Source organism: Allobosea massiliensis, assembly GCF_042655245.1.
In the GTDB taxonomy this organism is placed as follows: domain Bacteria; phylum Pseudomonadota; class Alphaproteobacteria; order Rhizobiales; family Beijerinckiaceae; genus Allobosea; species Allobosea massiliensis.
The window spans coordinates 22,077-38,287 of record NZ_JBHSLU010000060.1; the positions used below are offsets into that span (position 1 = coordinate 22,077).

Here is a 16,211-nt window from a genome sequence, read left to right on the forward strand (position 1 = left end):
GGCTCCCCTTACTGTGCGGTCCAGCCGCCATCGACCGGCAGGATCACGCCCGTGATCGAGCGCGCCAGGTCGGAGGCCAGGAACACAGCCAGGCCCGCGACCTCCTCGGCGGTGACGAACTGCTTGGTCGGCTGGGCATGCAGCAGCACGTCGGCAATGACCTGCTCGCGCGTCAGGCCGCGCGCTGCCATGGTTTCGGGGACCTGTTTCTCGACCAGCGGCGTCCAGACATAGCCGGGGCAGATCGCGTTCACGGTGATGCCGAAGGTGGCTGATTCCAGCGCGACCGTCTTGGTCAGCCCCGCGATGCCATGCTTGGCGGCGACATAGGCCGATTTGAACGGCGAGGCGACGAGCGCATGGGCGGAGGCCGTGTTGATGATGCGGCCGAAGCGACGCGCCTTTATGCCGGGCAGGGCCGCGCGGATGGCGTGGAAGGCGGCGGAGAGGTTGATCGCCAGGATCGCGTCCCACTTCGCGACCGGGAACTCCTCGATCGGAGCGACGAACTGGATGCCGGCATTGTTGACGAGGATGTCGATCGCGCCGAACTCGGCCTCGACGCCTGCGATCATCGCGGCGATCGCGGCGCCGTCTGACATGTCGGCGGCGCTGTAGCGCGCCTCGACGCCGAACTCGTTGGCGATGGCGGCGCGCTCCCGCTCGATCGCGTCAGCCTCGCCGAAGCCGTTGATCACGACATTCGCCCCCTCTCTCGCATAGGCACGGGCCATCGCCAGCCCGATGCCGGAGGTCGAGCCGGTCACGATCGCAGTTCTGCCCTTCAGCATGATGGTGTCCCCCTATCCCAATGACGCCTGAAGACAGGGTTGGCCTAGCATGGGCGATGCCGCCCGGCCGGGCGGATTGGCCAGGGAACGGGCCGTTGCGGGGTGCCAGCGCGATTTCGCAGCAAGAACGCGCCGCCGGGCCAGCGACCAGGGCAGCCGCGCTCAGAAGCGCGGTTCGGGCAGGCTTTCGACGAGCTGGCTCAGGCCTGTGCTGTAGCGTTCGCGCAGATCCGCCCAGTAGGGATGCTGGGCGGTGAATTTGGCGAGTTGCGCCGCCTTCAGGCTACCGGCCTCGTAGCGCAGCAGGTCGATCGGCGGCGCGACCGAGAGGTTGCTGCGGATGGTGGCATCGAAGGAAAGAAGAGCGAGCTTGGCTGCCTCGTCGAGCCCGCTGCGCATCGTCAGGGCGCGGTCGAGGATCGGCTTGCCGTATTTGGTCTCGCCGAGCTGCAGGAAGGGGTTGCGGCTCGAGGCCTCCACGAAATTCCCGGCCGAATAGACCTGGAACAGGCGATGGCCGTCCTCGGCGATCTGGCCGCCGACGAGGAAACTCGCGCTGGGATCGCCATAGGGTTCGACGAAGCTGCGGTTGAGCCGCATCACCTCGCGCAGCACGCTGCCGACGATCTGCGCCACGTCGAACAGGCTGCGGGCGGCGAGAATGTCGCCCTCGGGTCCGACCGCGCCACCGCCGCCGGCATTCTGGCGGATCATGCTGATCACCGCCTGGGTCGTGGCGAGATTGCCGGCCGACAGGATGGCGACGACGCGTTCGCCCGGCTTCTCGAAGAGCGCGAGCTTCTTGACGGTCGAGATCTGATCGACGCCCGCGCTGGTCCGGGAATCGGAGGCCAGTACGAGGCCCGTCGGCAGCCAGATGCCGAGGCAATAGGTCATGATCGCGGTCCCCCCTGCTGCGACAGCCCGGTTATGACATGGTGCGCGCGCCGGCGTGACGCCGGATCTGCGCCCGCATGCTGCGCAGGCTGGCGAAGCCGCAGCGCCGGGCGATCTCCTCGATCGGGAGTTGCTTCGCCTCGATCAGACGCAGGGCCTGCCCCGTGCGCCGCTGCTGGATGTAGCGATAGGGCGAGACGCCGACCTGAGCCTGGAACTCCCGCGCGAAGTGAAACAGGCTCAGTCCGGCGATGCCGGAGAGCTCGGTCAGGGACAGGTCCTTGCCGAGGTTGTCCTCGATATAGGCCAGGACCCGGCGGATCTCGATGCGCCGATAGGTCGAGCGCTCGCGGTGGCGGGCGGCACAGCGCAGCAGGCTGCCCGCGAGATGAGTCACGGCGCTGTCGAGAAAGAGCCGCGAGGCGTCGTCGGTGCGGGCGAGTTCCATCCACAACGACCGGCAGGCCGCCTCGAGACCGTTGTTCTTGAAGTAATGGCCGATCAAGGGCCGCAGCGCCGCCTCCTCGTCGGCGAAGAGCTCGTCGTCGAGATCGGTCAGGAGTCCGCCGCTCCAGGTGAGAACGAGGAGGCGTGTCGGTCCGGCGATCTCGTAGCGCACCTCGGTACCGGGCGGCACGAGCAGGAAGTCGCCGCGGCTGCGCGGTCTCTGGCGCCAGCCGTCGCCGTAATCGAAACGCGTGGGGCAGGCGGCCTTCAGCGGCAGGCCGAGAACCCAGTCCGTGCTGGCGATGTCGGTGAAGTCGTGCGGCTGCTGGTCGACGACGAAGCCATGGAACTGGCTCCAGAAATGGGTCCGGTGCTCCTGCGGAAACTGCGAATAGGCCGAGGAACGATAGAACTCCGCGAAGGAGCGTCTCGGCCGGCCAAGGCTGGCGATGGCATGCATGGTCATCAGTCCTCCTTTCACCTCAGCATGACGAATGCGCTGCACCGCACAAAGCGGAGATCGCGCTGCGGGACGTGGTCTTGCGAGGCCTCCAGCCGCCTTCGCCGCAAGATCGCGCCGTCGCGTCGTCGCAAGATGGTTTGCGCTCGGCTAGCCTCTCGCAAGTGCAAAAGCGGCTTCCAGCGAGCGAAAGGCGCGGATGTGATGTCTGATCCCGCAAGCGTGTACCGCCTCATGGGGTTTTCCGGCGGAGCGCCGTCATGATCGACGCCTTCGGCTCCGAACATGCCGTCGCGCAGCCCGCCGCAACGGCCGCCTTTGCAAACGCAGTGCACGCCCTCGCCAGCCACCGGCCCCATGCCTGTGCCCATCTCGAGGACGCGCTGCAGGTCGCGCCGACGCTGACGGCAGCGCATGCGCTCTCTGGCATGGCGGGCGTCCTGCTCGCGGGCAGGGCTTCCCTGGACGAAGCCGCAACGCGGCTGCAACGGGCGCGTCTCTCGATCGACCGGAACGATGGAGCGACAGCCTTCGAGCGGGCTCTGGTGAATGCGCTGGACAACGCCGTGGCAGGGCGGCTGCGGGCGGCGGCCGATGTCCTAGACGATTTCCTCTATCGCGAGCCCAACGCGTTTCTCGCGGCCAAGCTCTCCCATGCGCTGCGCTTCATGACCGGCGATGTCGACGGCATGGTCAGTCTGACGGCGCGGCTCAGCAGCGAATGCGAGCGCTCGAATGCCGGCTATGGCTACCTGCTGGGCTGCCACGCCTTCGGACTGGAGGAGATCGGCCGGCTGAACGAGGCGGAGCGCGTCGGGCGCGCGGCACTGGAGATCGCGCCCGACGATGCATGGGGGCTGCATGCGGTCGCCCATGTCTTCGAAACGCGGAACCAGGTCGCCGAGGGAAGCGGCTGGCTGGAGGCGCATCGCGGCGTCTGGACCCGCTGCAACAACCTGTCACGCCACTTTTCCTGGCATCTCGCCCTGTTCGCGCTCGGCCGCGGCGATCACGAATCCGTGCTCGACATCTATGATCGCGAGGTCGCCGGCGATCTCGACGGGGATTTCCGCGACTTCGCCAATGCCGCTTCGATGTTGTGGCGCCTGCGCCAGGCCGGCATCGATCCGGGAGAGACCCGCTGGGCTGCACTTTCAGAGGTCGCCGAGAGGCATGCCCGCAACACGACCCTGGTTTTCGGACAGCTGCATTTCCTGCTCGCGCTGATCGGCGCCGGCCGATTGGACGAGGCGGCCGATCTCGCTGATTTCATTCATGAATCCGGCCGCTCCACCACAGACCAGGCGAATGTCTCCCGCAATGTCGGCGCCGAGCTCGCCTCCGCCTTGGTGCAGGCCGAACGCGGGGCCGGACTTCAGGCGCCGGTCGGTTTCCTGGCGCGCCGGCTGCACCGGCTCGGTGGCAGCCATGCCCAGCGCGACGTCTTCCTCCAGGCCCTCGCGCGGATGGCGCAGGAGGCAGGGGACGCTGTCGGCTTGCGGCAGGTGCTGGCCGTGAGGCGGCGGCACAAGGCCGACGACCGCCCCGTAACCGAGTGGCTCGCGCGCTCGAATTGAAGGCCAGCCGATCCAGCCGGATCCGATGGGGAGAACGACGATGACGATGACGGCCGATGCGAGACCCGCGACCATCAGCAACCGGACCATGGTCCATCTCTTCGCGGGCGGCCTTGCCGGCCTGTTGGTCTGGGAGATCTGGGCGCGGGTGCTGACCAAGGCGGTGCTGGGCTATCCGCTCGAGCCGGCCGGGCTTATCGACGCGATCGCGCAGCATCGGCTCGGCCTGTCGGTCCCCTACCTGATCCGCGAGGCGCTGCATTACGGCGTCGGCATCGTCGGCTATCCGGTCTTCTATTTCATCGTGTCGCGCTTCGTGCCGCGCTGGCCGCTGGTGCTCGACGCCATCGTCCTCGTGACCTTCAGCGCCGGCGTCGCCGGGCTGATCGCGGCGGGAACCTTCGCTCCGATCCATTTCATCTTCTGGACCGCCGCGGTCGGCCTGATCGCGACGCGGGCGATCAACCGCAGCCCGCTGATCGCGGACGCCATCACCTGGGGCAATTTCACCTGGTTCAACGCGCTCGGCCTGATGGCGCCGATCGGCGGCCTCTCCTTCTACCTGCTCGGGGAAGGGGGCGAGCTCTCCTACATGAGCTTCGTCGGCCATGTGATCTACGGCGCCATCGCGGTGTGGCTGTTCGAGCGGCTCGAAGGCAACGCCCGGTCCTGACCGCCCCGAAGCGCCACCGCCGCCAGCAGCGGCCCCTTTGCGAGAGAGAAGGAACGCATCGTCATGAGCGCGCCGATCCGAGCCAAGCCTGCGGATTTCGACAAGAAGATCGGGCTCGTCCTGCAGGGCGGCGGTGCGCTCGGCAGCTATCAGGCAGGGGTCTATGAGGCGCTGGCGGAGGCCGGGTACCATCCGGACTGGGTGGCCGGCATCTCGATCGGCGCCATCAACGGCGCGATCATCGCCGGCAACGCGCCTGCGGAGCGGGTGGCAAGGCTGCGCGGATTCTGGGAGCGCGTCACCGCACCGGTGACGAGCTTCCCCTTCCTGCCCTTCTCGCAGGCGATGAACCGGCGCTGGCATGCGACGAGCGCCCTGCTGTTCGGCCAGTCCGGTTTCTTCGCGCCGCGCCCGCTGACGGATTGGTTCTCTTCGCCGGTGAGCTACTACGATACCGCCGCTCTGCGCAGCACGCTGGAAGCCTTCATCGATTTCGACCGGCTGAATGCCCGCGAGACGCGCTTCAGCGTCGGTGCCGCCAATGTCAGGACGGGCGACTTCGCCTATTTCGACAGCCGCGAAATGCGGATCGGACCGGAGCACATCATGGCGAGCGCAGCGCTGCCGCCAGGCTTCCCTCCCGTCGAGATCGAGGGCGAGCATTACTGGGATGGCGGGCTGGTCTCCAACACGCCGCTGCAATACGTCCTCGATTACGTGCCGCGGCGCAGCCGGCTCACTTTCCAGGTCGATGTCTTCAACGCCGAGGGCCAGCTCCCCGACGATCTGGACAGCGCGATGGAGCGCGAGAAGGACATCCGCTATTCGAGCCGCACGCGCGCCGCGACGGACATGGCCCGCGTCATCCACGACGTCCGCCACAACATCAACAGCCTGATCGAGCGCCTGCCCGAAGATCTGCGCCGCACCAAGGAGGCGCAGTTCCTCTACGACTTCGGCTGCGTGACCCGGATGGACATCGTGCGGTTGAGCTATCGGCCTGTCGAAGCGCAGGGCCCGTCGAAAGACTACGAATTCAGCGCTGGCACGATGGAGGCGCGCTGGGCCCAAGGGATACAGGATGCGCAGAGCGCCCTGTCCGGCAGTCCCTGGCTGGAGCCGATGCCGGAGGAACTCGGCGCCCGCCTGTTCGATGGCGCCTGGGCGACCAATGCCCCGGCCCAGACGAGCCTGCTGGCCCGCAGCCGCCCCGCTGCCGCGGAAGCGGGCTGAGCACCCGATGGGAGAGGCCGCGCTCATCGTTACGCTCGGCCAGGCCTGGCTGCTGGCGGGGCTCGGCGTCGCCCTCGCCTTCCTCCTGTTTGGCCTCGACCGGATCGATCCCGCAGCGCGCGGCGCTTATGGCTTTCGGCCGCTGCTGCTGCCGGGGCTGGTCCTGCTCTGGCCGCTGGTCGTCTGGCGCTGGCTGGATGCTGCGACGCAGACCGGACGCCCGCCCTCGCTGCGTCGACGGCACAAGCGCGCCCATGCGGTGCTCTGGCTCATCCTCGCCGGCCTTCTTCCGCTCGTCCTCGGCACGGCTGTGGCTCTTCGCCAGCATGATCTGCCCGCACCTGCCTCGCTGCGGATCGATGCCGACACCGATGAGGCGGAAGAATGAGCGTCGCCTATCGGCCGGTCGGCTGGACACGCAGTAAGATCATCTATGACGCCGTGCTGCTGGCGGCTGTCGCGCTCTATCTCGTCGCCTTCCTTCGCTTCGCGCCCGCCGCCCGGCCGGCCAGCACCCTGCTCGATGCCCAGTCCCTGGCGATCAAGGCCTATGGCAGCTGCGGCTTCCTGCTGCTGACGCTCGTGCTGATGATCGGGCCGCTGGCGCGGCTCGACGAGCGCTTCCTGCCGCTCCTCTACAACCGCCGCCATTTCGGCGTGATCACCTGCGCGGTTGCGGCCAGCCATGCCATGGCGGTGTTCGATTGGTATTTCGCCTACAGCCCGCTCTCGCCCTGGGTCGCGCTGTTTGCAACCGATGTGGCCTCGGGCGAACTCCGCGGCCTGCCCTTCATCCCCTTCGGCGTGCTCGCCCTGTTGATCCTGCTCGTACTGGCGGCGACCAGCCATGATTTCTGGCTCTCCTTCCTGGGTCCTCCCGTGTGGAAGGCGATCCATATGAGCGTCTATGGCGCCTATGGGCTGGTCGTGCTGCATGTCGGCTTCGGGGCCCTGCAGGATGCGCGCAATCCGGGCCTGCCGATGCTCGTCTGCGGAAGCGCGGGCGCGCTCATCGCGCTGCATCTCGCCGCGGCCTGGCGGGAACGCCGGCGCGACCGGCCGGCTGCGTTCCAGGCAGAGGGCTGGGTCACCGCCGGCCTGATCCGCGAGGTTCCCTCCGGGCGCGGGCTCGTCGTCCCGCTCGCGGACGGCTCCTCCGTCGCGATCTTCCGGGAGAACGACAGCCTGGCGGCGATCAGCCATCTCTGCGCCCATCAGAACGGTCCGCTCGGCGAGGGGAGGCTGCGCGACGGCTGCGTGATCTGCCCCTGGCACGGCTATGAGTACCGGCTGCGCGACGGCTGCGCGCCGGCACCCTTCACGGAACGCGTCGCGACCTACCGGCTGCGTCTGGAGGGGGAGACGATCCTGCTCGACACCCGTCCGAACCCGCTCGGCACGGCCGTCGAGCTTGTTGCGATCCCGGAGGCCTTGCGATGAGCGGGCGGGTCGAGCCGGACGAGTTCTTCGTCGGCTGGAGCGGGCGGACAGGCCCGCGCCTCGGACGGTTTCTGGTCGTTGTGGCGATCCTCTGCCTCGCGGCGATGGGGCTCGGTGGCTATGGGCTCAGCCGTTCTGCGGACGATCCCGCCGGGGGGCTGCTGCGGCTCGGGGAGCGCGACGCAGCCGGCGGGCCGGTGCGCCCCGAGGAGTGGGGAGCGACGCAGGTTCTGCGCGGCCATGTCGCGCGCCTCGGCTATCCGCTGCTGCATCTGCCGCCGAGTGCGGCCTTCCCGCGGGGCCGGGTGATGCTGCTCGCGGGCGACGGCAAGAACGGCCCTGCGCTACCGGCAGCCGCCGGGCCGATGGAGCTGCGCGGCAGCGTGTTGCGGCGCGGCAGCCTCGAGATGCTGGTTGTCGAGGGAGCCACTCTGCTGCCCGCTTCGCCGGAGCTTCGACCCGTGATGCAGGAGGCTCTCGGTCGCTGGCGCGTCGCCGGGGAGATCTGCGACGGGAAATGCTATGCGGGAGCCATGCGCCCCGGCGCCGGGTTGTCGCACAAGGCCTGCGCCAATCTCTGCCTGACGGGCGAGGTGCCGGCCGTGTTCGCCACTGTGGACCCCGTCGCCGGCAGCTCGTTCCTGATGCTGGCTGGCGCCGATGGCGGGCCGATACCGACGGCGCTGCTCGGCCGCGTCGGGATCCCGGTGACGCTGCAGGGCGAGGTCGAGCGGATCGGCAATGTACTCGTCCTGCGCCTTGCCCCTGAGCCGGCGAGGCAGCCATGAGCGCGCAGCTGCTGGGCTGGGCCGCCACCTTCATCGCCTGCGCGCTCGCCGGCGTGGTCTTCATGACCTCGGCGCCTCTGGCTGCGATGATCGGCCTCGGCGAACTGCATCTCGTCCTCCGCCTCGGCGTGACCGTCATCGCGCTCGGCCTGTTCGACATGCTGCTGACGCGGCTGCTGACACGCCTTCACCCCCATCCCTGACCCGAGAAGCACTGGATCGCGACGATGACAGACAGCTCCCCCATCGTGATGGTCACGGGCGCGGCCGGCAATGTCGGGCGCGCTCTGCTGGCGACGCTCGCCAGCGGCGGGCATCGAATCGTCGCGATCGACCGGCAGGCGGCCGCCATCGAGGAGCTGCTGGCGCCCTTCGGCGGACGTGAGCGGCATCTCGTGCTGCCCGATCTCGACCTGTTCGACGCCGCCGCCTGCGACGGTGCGATCCGGGCCTCGCTCGCGCGCTATGGCAGGATCGACGGCATCGCCCATACGGTCGGCGGTTTTGCCTCCGCGGCGGCGGCCGAAGGCGGCCCCGAACTATGGGAGCAGATGTACCGGCTCAACGTGCTGACCACGCTGAACATCTTCCGTGCGGCACTGCCGCCGATGCGAGCGGTCGGGCGGGGCAGCCTCGTCGCCATCGGCGCGGGGGCCGCGATCAAGGCGCCGGCGGGGCTGTCGGCCTATGCGGGAGCGAAGAGCGCGGTGCACCGTCTGATCGAAAGTTTTGCCGACGAATTGAAGACCGACGGCATTCGGGTCAATGCGATCCTGCCCTCGATCATCGACACCCCCCAGAACCGCGCTGCCATGCCGGATGCCGACCACGAAGCCTGGGTCCGCCCGCGCGAGATCGCGGATGCGATCCGCTTTCTGCTGGCGGAGGACGCCAGCGGCATCACCGGCGCCTTCATCCCGGTGACGGGGAGGCTCTGACGCCTTCTTCCGTCGGCGCGGCGCGGGCTGCGTGTGGAGGGGTGCCACAGCCGTCGTCAAAAGGGGCATGGACGTGAGGCCGCATACCGGTCTAGTCTCCCGATGCGCGCCTTCGCGCCTCTCCCCCTCCCTCGCCCGACCTGAGCCGAGCCCGCTTGAAGCTGGTTCCAAGTGGAACTACGCTGCCTGCAACGCACCGGACGAAAGGGTGCGATGGAGGAGACGGATGATGACCCGCATGATCAGCAAAATCGCGACGCTCGGCTTCCTGGCGGCGGTCGCCGCCGTGGCGGCCAGCCCCGCTTCCGCGCAGGCCACGCTCGACACGGTGAAGAAGCGCGGCAAGGTGCTGTGCGGCGTCTCGCCGAGTTCGGCGGGCTATTCCTTCGCCGACGACAAGGGTGTGCGGAAGGGCTTCGATTCCGACGTCTGCCGGGCGATCTCGTCTGCGGTGTTCGGCGCGCCGGACAAGGTCGAGTTCGTGCCGCTGAACACGAATATCCGCTTCCAGGCGCTGCAGTCCGGCGAGATCGACGTGCTCTCGCGCCAGACCACGATGACCTTCTCGCGCGACAATTCGCTCGGCCTCGATTTCGGGCCGGTGGTCTTCTATGACGGCCAGGGCCTGATGGTGAACGCCAAGCTCGGCGTGAAGAGCGCCAGCGAGCTCTCCCAGGCGGCGATCTGCCTGCTGCCCGGCACGACGACGCTGCAGAACCTCGAGGACTTCTTCAAGCCGCGCGGCATCAAATACGAATCCGTCGTCTTCGAGGACAACAACGAGTGGCGCAACGCCTTCTTCTCGGGCCGCTGCGACGTCATCACCTCCGACCGTTCCGACCTCGCCTCGGTCCGCGCCGTCGCCAATGATCCTAAGCAGTTCGTGATCCTGCCCGAGACGATCTCCAAGGAGCCGCTGGCGCCGGTGGTGCGCCAGAACGACAGCAACTGGAAGGACATCGTCTCCTGGTCCGTCTACACGCTGATCGCGGCGGAGGAGTACGGCATCACCCAGGCCAATGTGGACGAGAAGCTCCAGAGCAAGGAGCCCGAGGTGCAGCGCATGCTGGGCGTCAGCGGCGATCTCGGCAAGATGCTGAACCTCGACAACAAATGGGCCTACAACATCATCAAGCAGAATGGAAATTACGGGGAATTCTTCGAGCGCAACCTCGGCGAATCGACGCGTCTCGGCCTGACGCGCGGGCCCAACCAGCTCTGGACCAAGGGCGGCCTGCTCTACTCCCCGCCGTTCCGTTGAGCGACGCCGGCCCCTGAACAGGGGCCGAGACCCGGACCCCGCGGGCGGCGCGACGGCGCCGCCCGCCTTGCCCGTCGCCCGGAATCCGCCATGGCCGCCACCTCCTCAAATCCGCTGCGCCTGCTCAACGACCTGCGCGTGCGGGCCGTGCTCTATCAGGTCGTGGCGGTGGTGCTGGTCGTCGGCGTCGGGCTCTATCTCTTCGGCAACGTCTCGCGGAAACTGGCGGAGCAGAACATCGCCACCGGCTTCGCCTATCTCGACCGGCCGGCCGGCTTCGTCATCAGCCAGTCCTTCATCGCCTATGATTCCAGCAACAGCTACGCGCGGGCGCTGCTGGTCGGCATTCTCAACACGGTTTTCGTCTCGATCTTCGCGGTGCTGCTCTCGACCGTTCTCGGACTCGTCGTCGGCATCGCGCGGCTCTCGCGCAACCCGATGCTGTCGCTGCTGGCGAAGCTCTATGTCGAGGCGCTGCGCAACGTCCCGCTGCTGCTCTACCTCTTCCTCTGGTACGCGCTGATCGTCACCGTGTTTCCGCCGGTGCGCGAAGCCTGGCAGCCGATCCCTGAGGTCTTCGTCAGCAATGGCGGGCTGATCGTGCCCTCGCTGCGCTGGTCGCCTGCCCATAGCGGCGTGTTGCTGGCGGCCCTCGCAGGTGTCGTCCTCGCCTTCGTCGTGGCCGGGCGGCTGCGCCGGCGCCGGGTCGCGACCGGCATCGAGCGGCGGTCCTGGCCTCTCGTCCTGGCCGCCTTGCTGATCCCGCCCTTGCTGGCGGCGATCCTGCTGCAGCCGGACCTCGTCGTGAACTGGCCGGAAAAGGGCCGCTTCCGCATCACCGGCGGGCTGCAGGTCACGCCGGAATTCACCGCGCTGCTGGTCGGGCTCGGCCTCTCGGCTTCGGCCGGCATCGCCGAGATCGTGCGCGCCGGCATCCTCTCCGTCGGGCGCGGACAATGGGAGGCGTCACGCTCGGTCGGGCTGCGCGACGGGCAGACGATGCGGCTCGTGGTGCTGCCGCAGGCGCTGCGCGTGATCGTGCCGCCGCTGACGAGCTCCTATCTCTCAACCTTCAAGAACTCGTCGCTGGCGATCGCGATCGGCTATCCCGACCTCGTCATGGTCTCGAACACGACGATGAACCAGACCGGCCAGGCGATCGAGGGCATCGCCATCTTCATGCTCGTCTATCTCGGCATGTCGATCACGATCTCCCTGTTCATGAACTGGTACAATGCGCGCGTCGCGCTGGTGGAGCGCTGAGATGGCCACCGCCGCGGAGATGGACGCGCTCAACACCGCACGCGAGACCCTGCCCGCCCCGCGGCAGCGCGGCCTCTCCGCCCCGCTGAAGCGCTATTTCGGCACGCCGCTGAACGCGCTGATCACGCTGGTCTGCCTGTGGCTGATGGTGCGGCTCGCCACCGCCGCCTGGGGCTGGCTGGTGACCCGCGCGGTGATGGAGGGCGGGCCGGAGGCCTGCAAGGGCGGCACGGGCGCGTGCTGGCCCTTCCTGGCCGCGAAGCTGCGCTTCATGATCTTCGGCTTCTACCCCTACGACGAGCATTGGCGCCCGGCGCTGGCGCTCGGGCTCTTCTTGTGTGCGATCATCATCTCGATGATGCCGCGCTTCTGGGGGCGCGGGCTAGTCTGGCTCTGGATCGCGGTGCCGCTGATCTGCGGCGTCCTGATGTATGGCGGCGTCTTCGGGCTGCCGGTCGTGACCACGACGAACTGGGGCGGGCTGCCGCTCTCCTTCATGCTCTCCTTCGTCGGGCTGGCGCTGGGCTTCCCGCTCGGCGTGGTGCTGGCGCTGGCGCGCAGTTCCAAGCTTCCCGCGATCCAGGTCATCGCGATCATCTTCATCGAGGTCGTCCGCGGCGTGCCGCTGGTCTCGATCCTGTTCATGGCCTCGGTGATGCTGCCGCTGTTCATGCCGGACGGGCTGACGGTCGACAAACTGCTGCGGGCGCAGGTCGCGATCATCATCTTCGCCGGCGCCTATATCGCCGAGACGGTGCGCGGCGGGCTGCAGGCCGTGCCGAAGGGCCAGCACGAGGCGGCGGCGGCGCTCGGGCTCGGCTATTGGCTGGCCATGCGCAAGATCATCCTGCCGCAGGCGCTCAAGATCGTGATCCCGCCGCTGGTCAACATCTTCATCGGCTTCTTCCAGGACACCACGCTGGTCACCATCATCGGCCTGCTCGACTTCCTCGACACGGTGCGCGCCTCGCTGCGCGATCCGAACTGGCAGGGCATCGCGGTGATCGAGGGCTATGTCTTCGCGGCGCTGGTCTATGCCGTGTTCAGCTATGCGATGGGCTCCTACAGCCGCTTCCTCGAGCAACGCCTCAAAACAGACCACGATCGCAGCGCGGCTGGCGGATGAGGCCGACGCGACGGGCGATCATCAACTCGGCGTGATGACGTAACGGACAGCAACCACCCTGCGAATGGGCTGATGCCGGGCTTTTGCGCCGGCCCCGTCACCCTGCAGAGGTTCCCATGCTCGACCGTCGCCACGCTCTCGCCGCCCTCGCCGCCGCGGCCTTTACGCTCTCGGCCCTGCCGGCGCTCGCCCTCGACAAGACCGCCTTCTCGCAAGCCGCTTTCGACGCCGCCATGAAGGCCGGCAAGCCCGTGCTGATCGATGTCTCGGCGCCCTGGTGCCCGACCTGCAAGGCGCAGGCGCCGATCCTGTCGGAGCTGACCAAGCAGCCGCGCTTCAAGAACCTCGTCGTCTTCAATGTCGATTTCGACAGCCAGAAGGACGCGCTGCGCGGCTTCAAGGCCCAGCAGCAGAGCACGCTGATCGTCTTCAAGGGCGGCGCGGAGATGGGGCGCTCGGTCGGAGACACCAACAAGGCTTCGATCGAAGCCCTGCTCGCCCGCGCGATCTGAGGCTGACGCGTCATGGCCAGCGCCGGTTTCGCCCTGATCGCAGGGATCCTGTCGATCCTGTCGCCCTGTGTCCTGCCGCTGCTGCCGATCGTGCTCGGTACGGCGGTCTCGGAGCATCGCTACGGGCCGGTCGCTCTGGCGGCGGGGCTGGCACTGTCCTTCACCGCAATCGGGCTATTCGTGGCGACGATCGGCTTCGCCATCGGCCTCGACACCGGGGTCTTCCGGATGGCGGCTGCGGTCATGCTCGTCCTGCTCGGCCTCGTGCTGATGCTGCCCGTGCTGCATGCACGGGTGGCGGCGGCGGGCGGCCCGCTCAGCAACTGGACCGAGCAGCGCTTCGGCGGCTTCTCGCCGAACGGCCTGCGCGGCCAGTTCGGCGTCGGGCTCCTGCTCGGCGCGGTCTGGAGCCCCTGCGTCGGGCCGACGCTGGGCGCGGCTTCGGTCCTTGCCGCGCAGGGCGAGAATCTCGGCGCCGTCGCGCTGACCATGCTCGCCTTCGGCGTGGGCGCCGGGCTGCCGCTGATCGCGCTCGGCATGCTGTCGCGATCCCGGCTGATGAGCCTGCGCAACCGCATGATGTCGGCCGGTCAGGGCTTCAAGACGGCGCTGGGCGGCTTCCTCGTCGCCGTCGGCATCCTGATCCTGAGCGGGTGGGACAAGACGCTCGAAGCAGCCCTCGTCGCCGCCTCGCCGGAATGGCTGACGCGGCTGACGACCTCGTTCTGACCCCCAATCGCTGCAGCGGCCGCAACCGACGCCCTCGCTTTTCGAATAGGCGGCGGCGGCGCTCTCGCCTAGATACGGGGCGCGCCTTCGGGCGTGGTGCGCCCCGGATATCCCTTCGGGCGCTCGCGATTGGACGCTCGCCCGATGCCGACCAGCTCTTCCCCGATTCCGCCGACCGCCGACGCCTTCGACCTTCTCGTGATCGGCGCCTCCTATGCGGGGCTCGCCATCGCCGCAGCCGCACGCGAGGCCGGCTTTGCCGGCACCATCGCCTTGGCGGGCGACGAGGCCGAACTGCCCTATCAGCGCCCGCCCCTGTCGAAGGGTTTCCTGCTCGGCAAGGCGGGGGCCCATTTGCCGTTGAAGGCGGCCTCCTTCTTTGCCGAGGCCGGTATCGCCTTCCTGCCGCGCCGCCATGCGGTCACGCTCGACCGCGAAGCCCGCCAGGTGCATTTCGCGGACGGCTCGGTGCTCGGCTACGGGCAGCTCGCGCTCGCGACCGGGGCACGGGCGGCGGCCTTGCGTTGCGAGGGCGCGACGCTCGACGGCGTCCTCGCCCTGCGCTCGCTCGACGATGCGCAGGCACTCAATGCGCGGCTCGCAGCGGCGCAGGCGATCGTGATCATTGGCGGCGGCTTCATCGGGCTCGAGGTCGCCTCCGCCGCGGTCACGCTCGGCAAGCAGGTCACGGTGATCGAGGCCGGGCCGCGGCTGATCGGCCATGCCGTCGCCCCGGAGATCTCCGCCTACATGCAGGGCGTGCATGAGCGGCAGGGCGTCGCGATCCGGCTCGACACGCGCGTCGCACGCATCGAGGGCGAGGGCGGCAAGGTTACGGCGGTGCTCTGCGCCGACGGTTCGCGCCTTCCCTGCGACCTCGTGCTGGCAGCGGTCGGGGCCGTGCCGAATGTCGAGATGGCTGCGGCTGCGGGGCTCGCGATGGAGGACGGGATCGCGGTCGACGAATATGGACGGACCTCCGACCCGCTGATCTTCGCGGCGGGGGACTGCACCAGCCACCCGAATGTGCATGCGAGGCGACGCCTGCGGCTGAGTTCGGTGCAGAACGCCAATGATCAGGGGCGCATCGTCGGCGCCACCATCGCGGGGCGGGTGGAGCCCCATGCGGCCGTGCCCTGGTTCTGGTCCGACCAGTACGACGTCAAGCTGCAGATGGTCGGGCTCGGCGTGCCGGGGGGCCCTTCCGTGGTGCGCGGCTCGCCGGCCGAGGGGCGCTTCTCGCTCTTCCGCTATGACGGGCCGCGGCTCGTCGCGATCGAGAGCATCAACCGCCCGGCCGACCACATGATGGGACGCCGGCTGATCGCAGCCGGGCTCTCGCCGACGCCGGAGCAGGCTGCGGACCCCGCATTCGATCTGCGTTCGCTGGCCTGATCTCCCAAGCCGGCGGGCGCCCGCTGCGCCTTGAAAATGCCGCTTGCCAGCCGTGCGGAATGGGAGTGCCATGCCGCAGGGGTACGATGCGCCCCTGCGATGGAGACGACCATGCTGAGGAATGCGATCCTTGCCGGTGCGGCGCTGGCTGCGCTGACGGCCCTGCCGGTGACCCCGGCGGCGGCGCTGACGATGAAGGAATGCTCCGCCAAGTATCAGGAGGCCAAGAAGGCCAACACGCTCAAGGGCCAGAAGTGGAACGATTTCCGCAAGGCCCAATGCGCCGACGACGACGCCGACGAGAACGAGGCTGCGGCCGCCGTCTCCGAGCCCGCCGCGCCTGCTGCAACGCCGGCCAAGCCGGCCAGCACGGCCAAGGCCAAGCCCGCGGTGTTCCCGAAGGCGGTGGCGACCAAGTACAACGACCTCACGGCCGGCAAGGCACGGCTGAAGACCTGCGCCGACCAGTACAACGCCAACAAGGCGACCAATGCCAATGGCGAGCTGAAATGGATCGCCAAGGGCGGCGGCTACTGGAGCCAGTGCAACGCCAAGCTGAAGGGCTGATCGCACAGCCCCCCGCATCGTCATCCTGGACAAGCCGCGTAGCGGCGCAGGCCGGGATCCATCACAGGGCAGGACAGTGTTCGATGATGGATCCCGGTCTTCGCATGCGCGAAG

18 protein-coding genes are annotated in these 16,211 nt (G+C 68.4%); 15 read left to right on the forward strand and 3 right to left on the reverse strand.

Features of this window, described 5'->3' with window-relative positions:
• Nucleotides 1–8: 8 nt before the first annotated feature.
• The 3 genes from ACFPN9_RS17295 to ACFPN9_RS17305 form a co-directional block, all read right to left on the reverse strand.
• Entirely contained in the window at nucleotides 9–791 is a 783-nt protein-coding gene (locus tag ACFPN9_RS17295; RefSeq protein ID WP_377817302.1) for a 3-hydroxybutyrate dehydrogenase, read from the reverse strand.
• A gap of 162 nt (nucleotides 792–953) precedes the next feature.
• Nucleotides 954–1,688: a proteasome-type protease gene (locus ACFPN9_RS17300; protein ID WP_067253854.1), complete on the reverse strand. Its 735-nt coding sequence runs from the start codon at nucleotides 1,686–1,688 to the stop codon at nucleotides 954–956.
• Between the two features lie 31 nt (nucleotides 1,689–1,719).
• Nucleotides 1,720–2,601: an AraC family transcriptional regulator gene (locus tag ACFPN9_RS17305; RefSeq protein ID WP_377817303.1), complete on the reverse strand. Its 882-nt coding sequence runs from the start codon at nucleotides 2,599–2,601 to the stop codon at nucleotides 1,720–1,722.
• A 254-nt stretch (nucleotides 2,602–2,855) separates the two neighbouring features.
• Between ACFPN9_RS17305 and ACFPN9_RS17310 the strand changes: the two genes are divergently transcribed.
• The 15 genes from ACFPN9_RS17310 (at nucleotide 2,856) to ACFPN9_RS17380 (ending at nucleotide 16,097) form a co-directional block, all read left to right on the forward strand.
• The gene (locus ACFPN9_RS17310) at nucleotides 2,856–4,172 is read left to right on the forward strand and encodes a tetratricopeptide repeat protein (protein WP_377817304.1); all 1,317 of its coding nucleotides are present in this window, start codon (nucleotides 2,856–2,858) and stop codon (nucleotides 4,170–4,172) included.
• Nucleotides 4,173–4,212: 40 nt separating this feature from the next.
• On the forward strand, nucleotides 4,213–4,845 hold the full coding sequence (locus ACFPN9_RS17315) for a hypothetical protein (protein WP_377817305.1): 633 nt from the start codon (nucleotides 4,213–4,215) through the stop codon (nucleotides 4,843–4,845).
• A gap of 63 nt (nucleotides 4,846–4,908) precedes the next feature.
• Complete coding sequence (locus ACFPN9_RS17320; protein ID WP_377817306.1) at nucleotides 4,909–6,078, forward strand: patatin-like phospholipase family protein; 1,170 nt, start codon at nucleotides 4,909–4,911, stop codon at nucleotides 6,076–6,078.
• Nucleotides 6,079–6,085: 7 nt separating this feature from the next.
• A complete protein-coding gene (locus ACFPN9_RS17325) occupies nucleotides 6,086–6,466 on the forward strand; it encodes a hypothetical protein (protein ID WP_377817307.1) in 381 nt (126 codons plus the stop codon).
• On the forward strand, nucleotides 6,463–7,518 hold the full coding sequence (locus tag ACFPN9_RS17330) for a Rieske 2Fe-2S domain-containing protein (protein ID WP_377817308.1): 1,056 nt from the start codon (nucleotides 6,463–6,465) through the stop codon (nucleotides 7,516–7,518). Before ACFPN9_RS17325 ends, ACFPN9_RS17330 begins: the two co-directional genes overlap by 4 nt.
• Entirely contained in the window at nucleotides 7,515–8,306 is a 792-nt protein-coding gene (locus ACFPN9_RS17335) for a hypothetical protein (RefSeq protein ID WP_377817309.1), read from the forward strand. Before ACFPN9_RS17330 ends, ACFPN9_RS17335 begins: the two co-directional genes overlap by 4 nt.
• Complete coding sequence (locus tag ACFPN9_RS17340; RefSeq protein ID WP_377817310.1) at nucleotides 8,303–8,509, forward strand: hypothetical protein; 207 nt, start codon at nucleotides 8,303–8,305, stop codon at nucleotides 8,507–8,509. The genes ACFPN9_RS17335 and ACFPN9_RS17340 overlap by 4 nt, the downstream gene beginning before the upstream one ends.
• Nucleotides 8,510–8,533: 24 nt before the next feature.
• Nucleotides 8,534–9,244, forward strand: a complete 711-nt coding sequence (locus ACFPN9_RS17345; protein WP_066716217.1) for an SDR family NAD(P)-dependent oxidoreductase — start codon at nucleotides 8,534–8,536, stop codon at nucleotides 9,242–9,244.
• Nucleotides 9,245–9,482: 238 nt separating this feature from the next.
• Complete coding sequence (locus tag ACFPN9_RS17350) at nucleotides 9,483–10,505, forward strand: amino acid ABC transporter substrate-binding protein (protein WP_156446402.1); 1,023 nt, start codon at nucleotides 9,483–9,485, stop codon at nucleotides 10,503–10,505.
• A 90-nt stretch (nucleotides 10,506–10,595) separates the two neighbouring features.
• Nucleotides 10,596–11,768 (forward strand): amino acid ABC transporter permease, encoded by a 1,173-nt coding sequence (locus ACFPN9_RS17355; RefSeq protein WP_377817311.1) that lies wholly within the window; start codon nucleotides 10,596–10,598, stop codon nucleotides 11,766–11,768.
• 19 nt (nucleotides 11,769–11,787) lie between these two features.
• The gene (locus ACFPN9_RS17360; RefSeq protein ID WP_066716302.1) at nucleotides 11,788–12,894 is read left to right on the forward strand and encodes an amino acid ABC transporter permease; all 1,107 of its coding nucleotides are present in this window, start codon (nucleotides 11,788–11,790) and stop codon (nucleotides 12,892–12,894) included.
• 116 nt (nucleotides 12,895–13,010) lie between these two features.
• Nucleotides 13,011–13,406, forward strand: a complete 396-nt coding sequence (locus tag ACFPN9_RS17365; RefSeq protein WP_377817312.1) for a thioredoxin family protein — start codon at nucleotides 13,011–13,013, stop codon at nucleotides 13,404–13,406.
• 12 nt (nucleotides 13,407–13,418) lie between these two features.
• Complete coding sequence (locus ACFPN9_RS17370; protein WP_377817313.1) at nucleotides 13,419–14,135, forward strand: cytochrome c biogenesis CcdA family protein; 717 nt, start codon at nucleotides 13,419–13,421, stop codon at nucleotides 14,133–14,135.
• Nucleotides 14,136–14,279: 144 nt separating this feature from the next.
• Nucleotides 14,280–15,530, forward strand: coding sequence for an NAD(P)/FAD-dependent oxidoreductase (locus ACFPN9_RS17375; protein WP_377817314.1), 1,251 nt, complete (start codon nucleotides 14,280–14,282; stop codon nucleotides 15,528–15,530).
• A 111-nt stretch (nucleotides 15,531–15,641) separates the two neighbouring features.
• Nucleotides 15,642–16,097 (forward strand): hypothetical protein, encoded by a 456-nt coding sequence (locus tag ACFPN9_RS17380; protein ID WP_066716307.1) that lies wholly within the window; start codon nucleotides 15,642–15,644, stop codon nucleotides 16,095–16,097.
• Nucleotides 16,098–16,211: the final 114 nt, after the last annotated feature.

Excerpts from the sequence above, each read along its gene's own strand:
- ACFPN9_RS17325 (WP_377817307.1), top strand. The coding sequence starts at position 6,086 with ATGGGAGAGGCCGCGCTCATCGTTACGCTCGGCCAGGCCTGGCTGCTG.
- ACFPN9_RS17375 (WP_377817314.1), top strand. The coding sequence starts at position 14,280 with ATGCCGACCAGCTCTTCCCCGATTCCGCCGACCGCCGACGCCTTCGAC.
- ACFPN9_RS17345 (WP_066716217.1), top strand. The coding sequence starts at position 8,534 with ATGACAGACAGCTCCCCCATCGTGATGGTCACGGGCGCGGCCGGCAAT.
- ACFPN9_RS17300 (WP_067253854.1), bottom strand. The coding sequence starts at position 1,688 with ATGACCTATTGCCTCGGCATCTGGCTGCCGACGGGCCTCGTACTGGCC.
- ACFPN9_RS17360 (WP_066716302.1), top strand. The coding sequence starts at position 11,788 with ATGGACGCGCTCAACACCGCACGCGAGACCCTGCCCGCCCCGCGGCAG.
- ACFPN9_RS17320 (WP_377817306.1), top strand. The coding sequence starts at position 4,909 with ATGAGCGCGCCGATCCGAGCCAAGCCTGCGGATTTCGACAAGAAGATC.
- ACFPN9_RS17380 (WP_066716307.1), top strand. The coding sequence starts at position 15,642 with ATGCTGAGGAATGCGATCCTTGCCGGTGCGGCGCTGGCTGCGCTGACG.
- ACFPN9_RS17310 (WP_377817304.1), top strand. The coding sequence starts at position 2,856 with ATGATCGACGCCTTCGGCTCCGAACATGCCGTCGCGCAGCCCGCCGCA.
- ACFPN9_RS17330 (WP_377817308.1), top strand. The coding sequence starts at position 6,463 with ATGAGCGTCGCCTATCGGCCGGTCGGCTGGACACGCAGTAAGATCATC.
- ACFPN9_RS17335 (WP_377817309.1), top strand. The coding sequence starts at position 7,515 with ATGAGCGGGCGGGTCGAGCCGGACGAGTTCTTCGTCGGCTGGAGCGGG.
- ACFPN9_RS17365 (WP_377817312.1), top strand. The coding sequence starts at position 13,011 with ATGCTCGACCGTCGCCACGCTCTCGCCGCCCTCGCCGCCGCGGCCTTT.
- ACFPN9_RS17355 (WP_377817311.1), top strand. The coding sequence starts at position 10,596 with ATGGCCGCCACCTCCTCAAATCCGCTGCGCCTGCTCAACGACCTGCGC.
- ACFPN9_RS17315 (WP_377817305.1), top strand. The coding sequence starts at position 4,213 with ATGACGATGACGGCCGATGCGAGACCCGCGACCATCAGCAACCGGACC.
- ACFPN9_RS17295 (WP_377817302.1), bottom strand. The coding sequence starts at position 791 with ATGCTGAAGGGCAGAACTGCGATCGTGACCGGCTCGACCTCCGGCATC.
- ACFPN9_RS17305 (WP_377817303.1), bottom strand. The coding sequence starts at position 2,601 with ATGACCATGCATGCCATCGCCAGCCTTGGCCGGCCGAGACGCTCCTTC.
- ACFPN9_RS17370 (WP_377817313.1), top strand. The coding sequence starts at position 13,419 with ATGGCCAGCGCCGGTTTCGCCCTGATCGCAGGGATCCTGTCGATCCTG.
- ACFPN9_RS17350 (WP_156446402.1), top strand. The coding sequence starts at position 9,483 with ATGATCAGCAAAATCGCGACGCTCGGCTTCCTGGCGGCGGTCGCCGCC.
- ACFPN9_RS17340 (WP_377817310.1), top strand. The coding sequence starts at position 8,303 with ATGAGCGCGCAGCTGCTGGGCTGGGCCGCCACCTTCATCGCCTGCGCG.